At 65.8% G+C, this 14,231-nt stretch carries 14 protein-coding genes; 5 read left to right on the forward strand and 9 right to left on the reverse strand.

Annotation, left to right across the window (positions count from 1 at the left end):
• Nucleotides 1-26: 26 nt before the first annotated feature.
• The 5 genes from atuE to L1F06_RS09265 all read right to left on the reverse strand — a co-directional run bounded on the left by atuE (nucleotide 27) and on the right by L1F06_RS09265 (nucleotide 6,458).
• Nucleotides 27-824, reverse strand: a complete 798-nt coding sequence (gene atuE / locus L1F06_RS09245) for an isohexenylglutaconyl-CoA hydratase (RefSeq protein WP_129483336.1) — start codon at nucleotides 822-824, stop codon at nucleotides 27-29.
• Nucleotides 825-897: 73 nt separating this feature from the next.
• The gene (gene atuD / locus L1F06_RS09250) at nucleotides 898-2,058 is read right to left on the reverse strand and encodes a citronellyl-CoA dehydrogenase (protein ID WP_129483337.1); all 1,161 of its coding nucleotides are present in this window, start codon (nucleotides 2,056-2,058) and stop codon (nucleotides 898-900) included.
• Between the two features lie 49 nt (nucleotides 2,059-2,107).
• Entirely contained in the window at nucleotides 2,108-3,724 is a 1,617-nt protein-coding gene (gene atuC, locus L1F06_RS09255; protein ID WP_129483338.1) for a geranyl-CoA carboxylase subunit beta, read from the reverse strand.
• Nucleotides 3,725-3,728: 4 nt separating this feature from the next.
• Complete coding sequence (locus tag L1F06_RS09260) at nucleotides 3,729-4,598, reverse strand: SDR family oxidoreductase (RefSeq protein WP_129483339.1); 870 nt, start codon at nucleotides 4,596-4,598, stop codon at nucleotides 3,729-3,731.
• Between the two features lie 42 nt (nucleotides 4,599-4,640).
• Nucleotides 4,641-6,458: an acyclic terpene utilization AtuA family protein gene (locus L1F06_RS09265; RefSeq protein WP_129483340.1), complete on the reverse strand. Its 1,818-nt coding sequence runs from the start codon at nucleotides 6,456-6,458 to the stop codon at nucleotides 4,641-4,643.
• Between the two features lie 248 nt (nucleotides 6,459-6,706).
• Here L1F06_RS09265 and L1F06_RS09270 point away from each other — a divergent pair, with 248 nt between their 5' ends.
• From L1F06_RS09270 to L1F06_RS09280, 3 genes are all read left to right on the forward strand, one after another.
• Nucleotides 6,707-7,303 carry a TetR/AcrR family transcriptional regulator gene (locus L1F06_RS09270; RefSeq protein ID WP_177491219.1) on the forward strand — a complete coding sequence of 199 codons (597 nt, stop codon included), beginning with the start codon at nucleotides 6,707-6,709 and terminating at the stop codon, nucleotides 7,301-7,303.
• Nucleotides 7,304-7,402: 99 nt separating this feature from the next.
• Nucleotides 7,403-8,188, forward strand: coding sequence for a substrate-binding periplasmic protein (locus tag L1F06_RS09275; protein ID WP_003243689.1), 786 nt, complete (start codon nucleotides 7,403-7,405; stop codon nucleotides 8,186-8,188).
• A gap of 101 nt (nucleotides 8,189-8,289) precedes the next feature.
• A complete protein-coding gene (locus L1F06_RS09280) occupies nucleotides 8,290-9,081 on the forward strand; it encodes a substrate-binding periplasmic protein (protein WP_012018921.1) in 792 nt (263 codons plus the stop codon).
• Here the strand turns inward: L1F06_RS09280 and L1F06_RS09285 are convergent.
• From L1F06_RS09285 to L1F06_RS09300, 4 genes are all read right to left on the reverse strand, one after another.
• Nucleotides 9,032-9,790, reverse strand: coding sequence for a CPBP family intramembrane glutamic endopeptidase (locus L1F06_RS09285; protein WP_129483341.1), 759 nt, complete (start codon nucleotides 9,788-9,790; stop codon nucleotides 9,032-9,034). The two genes, L1F06_RS09280 and L1F06_RS09285, sit on opposite strands and share 50 nt — an antisense overlap.
• A gap of 81 nt (nucleotides 9,791-9,871) precedes the next feature.
• Nucleotides 9,872-10,045 carry a DUF2897 family protein gene (locus L1F06_RS09290; RefSeq protein ID WP_003243695.1) on the reverse strand — a complete coding sequence of 58 codons (174 nt, stop codon included), beginning with the start codon at nucleotides 10,043-10,045 and terminating at the stop codon, nucleotides 9,872-9,874.
• A gap of 54 nt (nucleotides 10,046-10,099) precedes the next feature.
• The gene (gene eutC, locus L1F06_RS09295) at nucleotides 10,100-10,864 is read right to left on the reverse strand and encodes an ethanolamine ammonia-lyase subunit EutC (protein ID WP_012018919.1); all 765 of its coding nucleotides are present in this window, start codon (nucleotides 10,862-10,864) and stop codon (nucleotides 10,100-10,102) included.
• On the reverse strand, nucleotides 10,864-12,258 hold the full coding sequence (locus tag L1F06_RS09300) for an ethanolamine ammonia-lyase subunit EutB (RefSeq protein WP_129483342.1): 1,395 nt from the start codon (nucleotides 12,256-12,258) through the stop codon (nucleotides 10,864-10,866). Before L1F06_RS09300 ends, eutC begins: the two co-directional genes overlap by 1 nt.
• A 224-nt stretch (nucleotides 12,259-12,482) precedes the next feature.
• Between L1F06_RS09300 and pyrF the strand changes: the two genes are divergently transcribed.
• Both pyrF and L1F06_RS09310 read left to right on the forward strand, forming a co-directional pair.
• On the forward strand, nucleotides 12,483-13,184 hold the full coding sequence (gene pyrF, locus L1F06_RS09305) for an orotidine-5'-phosphate decarboxylase (RefSeq protein WP_041773089.1): 702 nt from the start codon (nucleotides 12,483-12,485) through the stop codon (nucleotides 13,182-13,184).
• A gap of 218 nt (nucleotides 13,185-13,402) precedes the next feature.
• Nucleotides 13,403-14,164, forward strand: coding sequence for an SDR family oxidoreductase (locus tag L1F06_RS09310; protein WP_129483343.1), 762 nt, complete (start codon nucleotides 13,403-13,405; stop codon nucleotides 14,162-14,164).
• Nucleotides 14,165-14,231 lie beyond the last annotated feature (67 nt).

Consider the following 14,231-nt stretch of genomic DNA (forward strand, 5'->3'; position numbering starts at 1 on the left):
CTCTCCCCTTGGGGAGAGGGGAGCTACTACTGGGCCCACTTCGGCTTGCGCTTCTGCACGAAGGCCATGGTGCCTTCGACGCCCTCGGCGCCGGTCACGGCGGCGGCGAACTGTTCGGCGGCGCGGTCGAGCAGCGGGCCGAGGGCCTCGCGTTCGCTGGCCAGCAGCAGGGCCTTGGTCTGGGCGTTGGCCTGCGGCGCACACTGGCGAATCTGCGCCAGGGTCTCGTCCAGGCGCTGCTGCAGGGCGGCGTCATCGTGCTCGCAGTAGTGCACCAGACCCAGGCGCAGGGCATCAAAGCCGTCGAAGCGGGCGGCGGTCAGCGCCAGGCGCCGCGCCTGAGTCAGGCCGATGCGCCGCACCACGAAGGGGGCGATCTGCGCCGGGAGGATGCCCAGGGTGGTTTCCGGCAGGCCGAACCTGGCGCCGCTGGCGGCGATGGCCACGTCGGACACGCAAGCCAGGCCGAAACCACCGCCGAGCACGGCGCCTTCCAGCACCGCCACCAGTACCTGCGGTGCGGCCTGGGCCTCTTCCAGCAGCGCACCGAAGGCGCGGTTCAGCTCGCGGTAGGCGTCGCCGCCGCGGGCTCTGGCGCCGGCCATATCCTTGATATCGCCGCCGGAGCAAAAGTGGCCGCCCGCGCCGCGCAGGACGAGGGCGCGCACGTTCGGCTCATGGCGCACGGCTTCCAGGGTGGCGCGCAGTTCGCCGACCATGGCCAGGCTCATGGCGTTGCGGCTTTCCGGGCGATTGAGGGTGACGTGCAGCACGCCTCCGTCGAGGTTCAGCAGCAGGGTTTCGCAGTGGGGCAGCTTGTTCATCGCATAGCCTCGGTGTAGGGCGGGTGAAACCCGCCGCAACGGTGTGAGTGGCGGGTTTCATCCGCCCTACGGGTCAGCCTTTCTTCTTCCCCGGCAGAATGCCCATCAGCTTGCAGATGATGCCGAGCATGATTTCGTCGGCGCCGCCGCCGATGCTGACCAGGCGCACGTCGCGGTAGGCGCGCGACACCGGGTTATCCCACATAAAGCCCATGCCGCCCCAGTACTGCAGGCAGGCGTCGGACACCTCGCGGCCCAGGCGGCCGGCCTTGAGCTTGGCCATGGACGCCAGCTTGGTCACGTCGCGGCCCTTCACGTACTGCTCGGTGGCCTGGTAGACCAGCGCGCGCAGACACTCGATCTCGGTCTGCAGCTCGGCCATGCGGAAGTGGATGACCTGGTTGTCGATCAACGGTTGGCCGAAGGTGTGGCGCTGCTTGCAGTAGTCGATCGTGCTGTCGACGCAGTGCTCCAGGCCCTTGATCATGTTGGCCGCGCCGAACAGACGCTCTTCCTGGAACTGCAGCATCTGCATCATGAAGCCGGCGCCCTCTGCGCCGATGCGGTAGCGCTGCGGCACGCGCACGTTGTCGAAGAACACCTGGGCGGTCTCCGAGCTGCGCATGCCCAGCTTGTCCAGGTGCGGGCTGACGCTGATGCCCGGGGTCTTCATCGGCACCATGATCAGCGACTTGTTGACGTGCGGCTTGTCGTCCGAGGTGTTGGCCAGCAGGCAGATGAAATCGGCCGATGGCGAGTTGGTGATCCACATCTTGCTGCCGTTGATCACATAGTCGTCGCCGTCCTTGCGCGCGGTGGTCTTCAGGCCTGCCACGTCGGAGCCGGCACCGACCTCGGAGACGCCGATGCAGCCGACCATCTCGCCGGTGATGGCCGGGCGCAGGAACTCCTCGCGCAGCTCATCGGAGCCGAAGCGCGCCAGGGCCGGGGTGCACATGTCGGTCTGCACGCCGATGGACATGGGGATGCCGCCGCAATGGATGGTGCCGAACTCTTCGGCGGCGACGATGGAGTAGCTGTAGTCCAGGCCCATGCCACCGAATTTCTCCGGCTTGGAGATGCCCAGCAAGCCCAGCTCGCCGGCCTTCTTGAAGATGTCGTGGATCGGGAAGCGGCCTTCCTTCTCCCAGGCGTCGACGTGCGGATTGATTTCCTTGTCGACGAAGTTACGGACGGTACGGCGGAGTTCTTCGTGTTCCTGGGTGAAGATCATTGTTGTTCTCCGTAGGGTGCGCTGTGCGCACCGAATCTTTTTATCGAGGTCAGAAACGCGCGACGCCGAAGCTGTTCTTCTTCAGCGGTCGCAGATTGGCTTCGGCGCAGATATCCAGCAGAAAGCCCAGCAGCTTGCGCGTGTCACGCGGGTCGATCAGGCCGTCGTCCCACAGGCTGGCGGTGCCATAGAGGGCAGTGGACTGGCTATCGAGCTTTTGCGCGGTGGCCATCTCCAGCATGTCGAGCATCTTCGGGTCAGGCTCCTTGCCCTCCTTGGCGTGCTTGTCCTCGGTGACGATGCGCAGCACCTTGCCGGCCTGGGCGCCGCCCATCACGGCGGTGCGGCTGTTGGGCCAGGCGAAGATAAAGCGCGGGTCGAGGCCGCGGCCGCACATGGCGTAGTTGCCGGCGCCGTAGGAGCCGCCGACGACGATGGTGAGCTTGGGCACGGTGGCGTTGGCCACGGCCTGGATCATCTTCGAGCCGTGCTTGATCACGCCGTTCTGTTCCGATTCCGTGCCGACCATGAAACCGGTGGTGTTGTGAAAGAACAGGATCGGCGTATTGCTCTGCTCGCACAGCTGGATGAACTGCGCCGCCTTGGCCGCGCCTTGCGGGGTGATCGGGCCGTTGTTGCCGATGAAACCGCAGGCCTGGCCTTCGATCTGCAAGTGGCCGCAGACGGTCTGGCTGTCGAACTCGTTCTTGAAGTCGAGAAACGCCGAGCCATCGGCGATGCGCGCGATTACCTCGCGCACGTCGTAGGGCTTCTTGGCATCGGCCGGCACCAGGCCGAGCAGTTCCTCGGCCGGGTACAGCGGCTCGCGCCAGGTGCGTTTCTCACGTGCCGGCAGCTGCTGGTTCCACGGCAGCATGCCGACTATTTCGCGCGCCAGGCGCACGCCGTCGGCGTCGTTCTCGGCCAGGTACTCGGCGGTGCCGGCGACCTGAGCGTGCATCTCGGCGCCACCCAGTTGCTCGTCGGTGGCGATCTCGCCGGTGGCGGCCTTGAGCAATGGCGGGCCTGCAAGGAACATCTTGGCCTTGCCGCGCACCACCACCACGTAGTCCGACAGGCCGGGCTGGTAGGCCCCGCCGGCGGTGCTGGAGCCGTGCACCACGGTGATCTGCGGCAGGCCCATGGCGGACATGCGCGCCTGGTTGGCAAAGCCGCGCGCGCCTTCGACGAAGATGTCGGCGGCGTAGTTGAGGTTGGCGCCGCCGCTCTCGGCCAGGGTCACCACCGGCAGCTTGTTCTCGAAGGCGATCTGCTGCAGGCGTAGGGATTTCTTCAGGCCCGTGGGGGAGATGGTGCCGCCCTTGATCGCGCTGTTGTTGGCGATCACCAGGCAGCGTACACCGGCGATGTAGCCGATGCCGGCGATCAGGCCGCCGCCGGCCTGGCTACCGTCCTTGTCGTCGTGCAGCTTGTAGCCGGCCAGCGAGGCCAGTTCGAGAAAGGGCGCGCCGGCATCGAGCAGCAGGTTGAGGCGTTCGCGCGGCAGCAACTGGCCGCGCTTGTCGAACTTGGCCTTGGCCTCCTGCGCCTTGTCCAGCACCTTCTGCTCGACGTCGCGGAAGGCCGCGATGGCCGCCAGCATGGCCGCGCGGTTCTGCGCGAAGGCTTCGCCATGCACATCGATTTCCGATTGGATCACGGCCATCGCCTTACTCCTGATCTTTCAGTACATCGGGCAGGTAGGCCCGGTGGAAACCGTTGTAGGGCTCGCTGTTTTTTGCCTTGCCCAGGGTCCAGGCACGGGTGCCCTGGCTGGCCGCACCGTCGATGCGGATGGTGTTGCCGCTGATGAAGTTGGCGCCGGGGCTGAGCAGAAAGACGATGGCGGCGGCCACCTCGGACTCGCTGCCGATGCGTTGCAGCGGCACGTGATCCTTGAGGTTGCGGATCATGTTCTTCATCGACTCGGGGTAGGTGTCCATGCCGCTGGAGGCGATCCAGCCCGGCGCCACGGCGTTGACCCGCACGCCGGCGTGGCCCCACTCGTAGGCGGCGGTCTTGGTGAAGTTCTCCATGCCAGCGCGCGCAGCGCCGGAATGGCCCATGCCGGGCATACCGCCCCACATGTCGGCGAGCATGTTGACGATGCTGCCGCCGTGTTTGCTCAGGCTCTGCAGGAAGACTTCCTTGGCCACCAGAAAACCGCCCACCAGGTTGGTGCGCACCACGGTCTCGAAGCCTTTCTGGTTGATGCCGATCAACGGCGCGGGGAACTGGCCGCCGGCGTTGTTGACCAGGTGATGGATGCGTCCGCGTTGCGCGAGCACCGCGGCGACCATGGCCTTTACCGCCTCTTCATCACGGATGTCGCAGGCCTGGAAGCTGGCGCTGCCGCCATCCTCGATGATTTCGGCGCAGGTCTTTTCCAGCTTTTCCTGCTTGCGCCCGACTAGCACCACGTGGGCGCCCAGGTGGGCTAGTTCGTGGGCCACGCAGCGGCCGATGCCGCTGCCACCGCCGGTGACCATAATGGTCTGGCCGCTAAACAGGCCGGGTTTAAAGACTGAGTCATATGGCATTTTTATTGTTGTCCTGACTGATGCCGGTGCGCGCGGCGCACCCTACGGGGTGTAGGGTGCGCCGTGCGCACCATTCAAGGTTTGCGCCAGCGCCCTGGGCACCGGCACCGGAAATTCCAGCAGCTGTTGAGCGAAGGCCTTGCCCTGCGGGTCGATGCGCAGGCTGGCGACGCCGCCACCGCCCAAAGCGTTTTCCAGCAGGAAGTTGAGGCTGTGGCTGCCCGGCAGGTACCAGCGGCTGACGCGACCCTGCTCGGCGTCCAGGGTATGCGCCATCCAGTTGGCCACGGCTTCGGGCGTCAGCGCAGCGGCTATCCACGCCAGGTACTCGGGTTTTCTCGCCATCACGCCGATGTTGCTGTGGTTGCCCTTGTCGCCGGAGCGCGCCACGGCCAGGCGGATCAGTGGCACGGCAGCGTCGGCTTCGCCCATCGGTACGGGCAGGGCGGCCGGCGCGTGCAGTCGCTCGGGGTCGAAGGCATCGACCTGGGGCAGGGTGACCGGCTGGCGCTCGCCGCCGATTTCTACCTCCAGCGCGCAGGCGCTCTTGTCCACCAGGAAGCTGAACAGACGGATCACCGGGTAGACGGTGGGACGACCACCGACGATGCCGGTCAGGCCCGGTGCCATGCCGGTGGCGGCCTGGGCAATCTCGCGGGAGAAGAGGATCAGCGCCTCCTTCTTGGCATGACGCACGGCGATCTTCACCACCAGCTCGCGGCTGTCCTGGCGACGAGCGTGGGCACCATAGGTGGCCTCGCTACCCAGCAGCTCGATGCTGACCTCCTGGTAACGGCCCCAGCCACGTTCGGCGAACATTTCTTCGGTCTTGTTGATGATCGCCTGGCTGACCCGCTCGGCCTTGGCCACGGCATCGATACCGGCGAGCACGCAGCTGGCGGTGCAGCGAAAACCGTCCGGGTGGGTGGCGCTGACCTTGTAGTGCGCGGTGGGCGGCAGGCCGCGCGCACCCTTGAGCTCGACGCGGTCGGCGCCAACCTGGCTCAGCTCGACCTGGGTGAAATCGCAGACCACATCCGGCAGCAGATAGGCGCGCGGGTCGCCGATCTCGTAGAGCATCTGCTCGCCGACGGTAAAGGGCGTGACCAGGCCGCCGGAACCCTCCGGCTTGGTCACGACGAAACGGCCATCGTCTTCAACCTCGACGATGGGGAAACCGATGTGTTCGTAGTCCGGCACGTCGCGCCAGTCGGTGAAGTTGCCACCGGTGCACTGCGCGCCGCATTCGATGATGTGCCCGGCCAGTGCTGCCTGGGCCAGCTTGTCGTGATCGCTCCAGGCCCAGCCGAACTCGTGCACCAGGGCAGCGCTGACCACCGCGCTGTCGACCACGCGGCCGGTGATGACGATGTCGGCACCGGCATCCAATGCAGCGACTATGCCCGGTGCGCCCAGATAGGCGTTGACCGAGACGCAGAAGGGCGGCAGCGGCGCATCGGTGAACATCTCGCGGGTGCCGGCCTTGACCAGTTCGCCGAGCTTGGGCTGCAGGTTGTCGCCGTGCAGCACGGCGATCTTGAGTTTCACGCCGGCCTGCTCGCACGCTGCGCTCAGGGCCGCGGCGCAGGCCATCGGGTTGACCCCGCCGGCGTTGCTGATCACGCGGATATTCTTCGCGGCGATATCGCCCAGCAGCGGCGCGAGCACCTCGACGAAGTCGCGGGCGTAACCCTCGTCGGGCTTCTTCATGCGGGCGCCGGCCATGATCGACATGGTGATCTCGGCCAGGTAGTCGAACACCAGGTAATCCAGCTCGGCACCGCGCACCAGCTGGGCGGCAGCGGTGGAGGTATCGCCCCAGAACGCCGAGGCGCAGCCGATGCGTACGGTTTTGCTCATTAGAATTGGCCCGTCACACATTGAGAAGGTAAGTCGACATTACCAAGCAAGCGCTTGGTTGAAAAGCGTTGGGGCAGGGCAAATCGGCCAAAAGTACGGCCGAGCGCTTGCTTGGTCAGCTGACGCCGCATACATTTCATCAAGCAAGACAAGCACTTGCCGGCTGCAACAAGAATTCATCAGAACAATCGCCGAGCAGGGCAATCAGGGGAGAAGTCAGCGTGGATGAACACAGAGCCCAGGCCGTGATGCAGGAACTGGTCGCCAGCGGCCAGGTGACCGATCCGGAAAGCGCCCGCGGCAAGCTGTTGCAGATGGCCGCCCACCTGTTCCGCAGCAAGGGTTACGAGCGCACCACAGTGCGTGATCTGGCCGCCGCCATCGGTATTCAGTCCGGCAGCATCTTCCATCACTTCAAGAGCAAGGATGAAATCCTGCGTTCGGTGATGGAGGAAACCATCGTCTACAACACCGCCCTGATGCGTGCCGCACTGGCCGAAGCGCAGGGGACCCGCGAGCGGCTGCTGGCGCTGATCCGCTGCGAGCTGCAATCGATCATGGGCGGTACCGGCGAGGCGATGGCGGTGCTGGTCTATGAATGGCGCTCGCTGTCGGCCGACGGCCAGGCGCAGGTCCTGGCGCTGCGCGACACCTACGAGCAGATCTGGTTGGCGGTGCTGGGCGAGGCCCGCGAGGCCGGCTATTTCCAGGGCGACCCGTTCATTCAGCGGCGTTTCCTTACCGGTGCGTTGAGCTGGACCACCACCTGGTTCCGGTCGCAGGGACCGATGAGCCTGGATCAGCTGGCCGAAGAAGCTCTTTCCCTGGTATGCAAGGACGCATGACGAAATTCGGCTAAGATTTCCTGCAACCGCCGCTGTATTGGCTCGAACACGGGATGTTCACCAAGCTCCTGCATTGTGCTCCGTGATGAGAGGTCGAGTTTGCGTGGGTTAATCCTTTGCCTGCTGTCGTGTTTCGTCTTCCTGCATGTGCCCGGCAGTCTCGCGGCGCAGGAGGTGCGCGTCGGTGGCTATCACTTCCCGCCCTACCTGAACCGACCCGAAGACCCGCAACCGCAAGGCCTGGTGCCGGAGTTGCTGCAGGCGCTCAATCTCATGCAGGAGCACTATCGCTTCGTGCTGGTGCCGACCTCCGCTACCCGGCGCTATCGCGACATGCAGGGCGAGCGTTTCGATCTGATGTTCTTCGAATCCAGCCACTGGGGGTGGCAGAACACGCCCCATCTTGCCCTGCCGCTGGACATCGAGGATGCCGAGGTCTACGTGGCGGCCGCGGAGCCGGGGCGCGGACAGGAGTACTTCCAGGATTTCAGCGACAAGCGCATGGCGCTGTACGGTGGCTATCACTATGGTTTCGCCGGGTTCAATGCCGACCAGAGCTACCTCGCGCGCACCTTCAACGCGCTGATCACCTATTCCCATGACAGCAACCTGCGCATGCTGCAGGCGCGCCGGGTGGACGTAGTGGTGATTACCCGTTCCTATCTGGAAATGTACCTGCAGCGCCATCCCGAGGCGGCGGCCGATATGCTGGTATCCGAGCACTTCGATCAGCTCTATCAGCATCAGGTGCTGCTGCGTCCCGACGGCCCGCTGACGCCGGCGCAGATGAGCGAATTGTTGGACAAGCTGCAGGCCGACGGGCAGTTGCAGAGGCTTTTGAGCCGCTATCGTCTGGCACTGGGTGGGAAAGTCGCGCCAGACTGAAAAACCATCTGGTCGGTCAGGGAAGACTGGAGTAGGCTGCTTCGCACTAGAAGAAGGATTTTTTGGGGGTCGATATGCGGCATGCGTGGCGCTGGAGTCACATGTGGGTGGGCGCTATCTGTCTGGTGCTCGCCGGCTCGCTGTCCGCCGCGGAAGTCGTCAAGGTAGGCGGCGCGCATTTCCCGCCTTACGTGGTCAAGTCCAATCTGCAGGAATCCAGCGGCCTGCTGCCACAGCTGCTCGAGGCGCTCAATCGCGAGCAGAGCGAATACCACTTCATCATGTTGCCCACCGCCATCGTGCGCCGCTTCAGCGATCTGCAGCGCGGGCGTATCGATATGGCGATCTTCGAGAACCCCGGTTGGGGCTGGCAGGATATCGATGCCGATGCCGTCGACATGGGCCTGGAGGATGCGGAGCTGTTCGTTACCAGGAACGAGGAGCTGCGTGATCAGCAATATTTCGAGCAGCTGCAGGGTAAGCGTCTGGCCCTGTACCGTGGTTATCACTATGGCTTCGCCGGCTTCAACAGCGACCCGGAATACCTCACCCGCACCTTCAATGCCAACCTCGGCCACTCCCATGACAGCAATCTGCTGATGGTGCTGCGCGGTCGCGCCGACATCGCTCTGGTGACCCGTTCCAATCTCTATGATTTTCTCGAGCGCAACCGCGAGCATGGGCGGCAGTTGCTGATTTCCGATCGTATCGATCAGGTCTATCGCCACCATGCGATGATCCGCGCCGGCGCGCCGATCAGTCCCGAACGCTTCGCTGCGCTGCTCGAGCAGCTGCGTGCCAATGGCGAGCTGGCGCGCATTTTCTCGCCTTACCGAATCGCCGTCATGCCAGTCGCAGCGGATAGCTCAGCAGCAGAATATGCAGCAGATTGACGGCACCATGCAGGGCGATGGCCAGGCTCATACGCCCGCTGTAGTGAAAGGCTAGGCCGTAACCGAGCCCTGCACAGGTGGCCACCACGGCAAATAGCGGACTGAAGGGCAGGTGCGCCGCGCCGAACAGGCCCGCTGTCAGCAGCAAACCAGGCCAGGTACCCAGGCGTTTGACCAGCGCCGGTTGCAGCACGCCGCGAAACAGCAGCTCCTCGGCCAGCACCGCCACGCCGAGGTTGACCGCCAGCCACAGCAGCAGCCCTTGCGGCCATTTGGGTTGCCAGGCGACCAGGCCCAGCGCGATGGCCAGCACCGGCACCAGCAGCAGGGTGGCAAGGCATACGAGCCAGGTCCGTTGCAGCGATATGGCCGGTCGGTGGGGTTGCCCCAGCCACCAGGCCAGCAGGGCGGTGCCCAGCAGCAGCTTGTCCCAGGAAAGACGCAGACCGTAGGGCGCAGCATCGGCGCTGATGAGGCGCGGCTGCCACAGCTGCCAGGGCCGGAAGCCGGGCACGAGGTGCGCCGCCAGGGCAATGCCGCCGAGCAGGACCAGTGGCAGCCACAGCCAGCTCGGCAGATGCCGCTCGCCGACCAGCAGGACCATGACGAACAGGCTGCCCAGCAGCAAGCCGACGGGCTGGATGAAACCCAGGCCCGTGCCCAGGGCCAGGGTGAGCGCGGGGAGCAGCAAGCGCAGATGCAGGGGCATGGCACCTCCTCCTTGAGAAGGCGCGCAGTCTAGCAGGCTGCATCGTGGGCAGTCTCGGAGTGACCTGAGGGGACGCTCGGTCTAGCGCTGACGCTCGCGCGCGTCCTTGGCCTCCTGCTCGATGGCGCGCTTGCGCATGCGCTCGAGCTGGTCCTCGCTCAGGGGCATCTTCTTGGCGCTGCTGCGCAGCAACAGCAGGCTACCGATCACCGAGCCGAAGACTAGGACCAGTAGCAGCCAAACGTACCAGGGCATGTCGATTCCTCAGGGATGGCTGAGGTACCACCATAACCCGCACAGGGGCACTTGTCAGTCTGGCTGTGCCGCGACCTGCTGCAGGCTGCTGTCGTCCTTGAGCTGCACGCCGCTCAGTTGCAGGCGCAGCGCCTGGCGCGTCAGGTAGTCGAGTTTGTGCGCCGCCAGTTCGTAAGGCAGGCCCTCGGGACGCACGTTGGAGATGCAGTTGCGTGCGCTGTCCGGGCAGCCCACTCGCGGCGCGTAGGTCAGGTACAGGCCCAGGCTGTCCGGCGAAGTCAGGCCCGGGCGTTCGCCGATCATCACGATCACCAAACGGGCGCGCAGCGCTTCGCCGATGCCGTCGCCAATCGCCACGCGGCCCTGTTCGGCCAGCACCACCGGGGTGTTGGCCCAGTCGGTAGCGAAGCGTTCGCGAAAGGCCTGCAGCAGCGGCAGGGCATGGCGCTGCACGGCGACGGCCGACAAGCCATCGGCCAGCACGATGGCCAGTTCCGGTGCCGGCAGCTCGTGTTGCAACTGCAGCCGGCAGTCGCCATGCAGGTGGCGGCCGTGATCCGGGCGCAGCAGGTAGGTCTGGCGGTCCTCGGCATTGCTGCGCACCTTCAGGGCGCGAAAACCGGCTGCATGCAGCTGATGCTTGAGTTCGGCGAAGTCCAGCGGACGATGCACGGCGTCGCGCGCCTGGGCATGGGCCAGGCCGAACTTGAGCACCTCGCGGGTGGGCAGGCTGCAGCCGACGCGGCCGAGGGCGATGCGCGCCGAGGTGTGCGCGCGCAGTTCGTCCCAGGGGTTGTGCTGGATCAGATCGTTGGCCATCACGCGGCTCCCGAGATGTGTGGCAGTTGCTTGAGCAGGTGGTGGCCGCGGCCGATCTCGCGCAGGCGGCCGGTCGGTTCGGTAATGGCCATGCGCGCCAGCCAGGCGTCGAACTCCGGGGCGCGTTTCAGGCCCAGCACGCTGCGCAGGTACAGCGCATCGTGGAACGAGGTGCTCTGGTAGTTGAGCATGATGTCGTCGGCGCCCGGGATGCCCATGATGAAGTTGATGCCGGCCGCGCCGAGCAGGGTGAGCAGGCTGTCCATGTCGTCCTGATCGGCTTCTGCGTGGTTGGTGTAGCAGACGTCACAGCCCATCGGCAGGCCGAGCAGCTTGGCGCAGAAGTGATCCTCCAGGCCGGCGCGGATGATCTGCTTGCCGTCGTAGAGGTATTCCGGGCCGATGAAGCCGACCACGGTGTTGACCAGCAGCGGGCGGAACTCGCGGGCCACGGCGTAGGCGCGGGCTTCGCAGGTCTGCTGGTCGACGCCATGGTGGCCGCCGGCCGACAGCGCGCTGCCCTGGCCGGTCTCGAAGTACATGAGGTTATCGCCCAGGGTGCCGCGACCGAGCGACAGCGAGGCTTCGTGAGCCTCGCGCAGGATCGCCAGGGAGACGCCGAAGCCGGCGTTGGTGGCCTCGGTGCCGGCAATGGACTGGAACACCAGATCGATCGGCGCGCCGGCCTCGATGGCCTGGATCTGCGTGGTCACGTGGGTCAGCACGCAGCTCTGCATGGGGATTTCGAAGTGCTGGCGCACCTCGTCCATCATCTGCCACAGGCGCATCAGCGTCGGCAGCGAATCGCTGGCCGGGTTGATGCCGACCGTGGCGTCGCCCGAGCCGTAGAGCAGGCCATCGAGCATGCTGGCGGCGATGCCGCGCACGTCGTCGGTGGGGTGATTGGGTTGTAGGCGCACGGCCAGATGGCCGGGCAGGCCCAGGGTATTGCGAAAACGGCTGATCACCTGGCATTTGCGCGCCACCAGGATCAGATCCTGATTGCGCATCAGCTTGCTCACGGCGGCGACCATCTCCGGCGTCAGGCCGGCGGCCACGGCCGCCAGGCGCACACTGTCGGTCTTTTCCAGCAGCAGCCAGTCGCGCAGGTCACCCACGGTCAGGTGGCTGATCGGGGCGAAGGCAGCGGCATCGTGGCGGTCGATGATCAGGCGGGTGACTTCGTCCTGTTCGTAGGGGATAAGCGCCTCGTCGAGAAAACGCTTGAGGGGCACCTCGGCCATGGCCAGCTTGGCTGCCATGCGCTCCTCGTAGGTGGCGGCGGCCAGCCCCGCCAGGTAATCGCCGGAGCGCGCCGGGCTGGCCTTGGCCAGCAGCGTCTTGAGGTCGGCGAAGCGATAGACCAAGTTGCCGATGGTGGTTTGGTAGGGCATGGCTGCGACCCGTTGCACAGAGGATGGACTTGCCGTGCAGTGCTCATGCCAGCACGCTCAGGCGCCCATTACGGCCAGCAGCGGTGGGGCGAGAGGGCCAGGCTGGTGCAGACGCGTGCACTCGTGCACCGTTGTGCGTCGCGGCAGCTGCGCCTGCGGCAGGCACTGCGCGCTGCCTTTAGGCTACAATGCGCGGCGTTTTTGTCCTGTCCGAGACCCGCCTCATGCCCGCCTGCCAAACCCCGATCATCGTCGCCCTCGACTTTCCCAGCCGTGACGCCGCCCTGGCCCTGGCCGATCGCCTCGATCCGGCGCTGTGCCGGGTCAAGGTTGGCAAGGAGCTGTTCACCCGCAGCGGCCCGCAGGTGGTCGAGGCGCTGCAGGCCAAGGGCTTCGAGCTGTTTCTCGATCTGAAATTCCACGACATCCCCAACACCACGGCCATGGCGGTCAAGGCTGCGGCCGAGCTGGGCGTGTGGATGGTCAACGTGCACTGCTCCGGCGGCCTGCGCATGATGGCGGCCTGCCGCAACGAGCTGGACAAGCTGACTGGCGCCAAGCCGCTGCTGATCGGCGTGACCGTGCTGACCAGCATGGAGCAGCAGGACCTGGCCGGCATCGGCCTGGACGTACCGCCGCAGGAGCAGGTACTGCGCCTGGCCGGCCTGGCGGCCGATGCCGGGCTCGATGGTCTGGTCTGCTCGGCGCAGGAGGCGCAGGCGCTGAAGGTCGCGCAGCCGCGTCTGCAGCTGGTGACGCCGGGCATTCGTCCTGCCGGCAGCAATGCCGATGACCAGAAGCGCATCCTTACCCCGCGTCAGGCGCTGGAGGCCGGCTCCGACTATCTGGTGATCGGTCGCCCGATCAGCCAGGCCGCCGACCCGGCGCAGGCGCTGGCTGCGGTGGTCGCCGAACTGCGCGCCTGAGCCCTGTAGCCCGGATGAAATCCGGGGCGGTCTGGCATGCCGTCCGATCTTTCCCGGATTTCATCCGGGCTACCCGCTGATCGCGGCACCGCGCTGGTGGAGTCGCCATCAGCGCCCTGCATGACCCTTCACTCCAGAGCCTGATAGTGCTGCTGCGCGCTTCGCCGTCTGGCTAGACTCCTCGCCAATTCAACGAGAATCGCTGCGAGGAAGCAGACATGAGCATGACGTTTTCCGGCCAGGTCGCCCTGGTCACCGGCGCTGCCGCCGGTATTGGCCGCGCCACCGCCCAGGCGTTCGCTGCCGAAGGGCTGAAGGTGGTGGTTTCCGACGTGGACGTGGCAGGCGGCGAGGGTACCGTCGAGCTGATTCGCGCGGCCGGTGGCGAGGCCTGCTTCGTGCGTTGCGACGTGACCTGCGACGCCGAGGTCAAGGCGCTGATGGACGCCACCATGGCGCAATACGGCCGTCTGGATTACGCCTTCAACAACGCCGGTATCGAGATCGAGCAGGGCAAGCTGGCCGACGGCAACGAGGCCGAGTTCGACGCCATCATGGGCGTCAACGTCAAGGGTGTGTGGCTGTGCATGAAGCATCAGATCCCGCTGATGCTGGCTCAGGGCGCTGGCGCCATCGTCAACACCGCATCGGTGGCAGGCCTCGGCGCGGCGCCGAAGATGAGCATCTACGCCGCTTCCAAGCATGCGGTGATCGGCCTGACCAAGTCCGCGGCGGTGGAATACGCGAAGAAGAAAATCCGCGTCAATGCGGTGTGCCCGGCGGTGATCGACACCGACATGTTCCGCCGCGCCTATGAAGCCGATCCGAAGAAGGCCGAGTTCGCCGCCGCCATGCACCCGGTCGGGCGCATCGGCAAGGTCGAGGAGATCGCCGCCGCCGTACTCTATCTGTGCAGCGATCACGCCGCGTTCACCACCGGCCAGGCGCTGGCGGTGGACGGTGGGGCCACGGCGATCTGACGGCTCTATCCCGCTAGCTCAGCGGACGAAGGTTGGCTCGCAGGGCCACTGTCAGCGGTGGCCCTGA

Origin of the sequence: Pseudomonas hydrolytica (genome assembly GCF_021495345.1) — a bacterium.
Lineage (GTDB): Bacteria > Pseudomonadota > Gammaproteobacteria > Pseudomonadales > Pseudomonadaceae > Aquipseudomonas > Aquipseudomonas hydrolytica.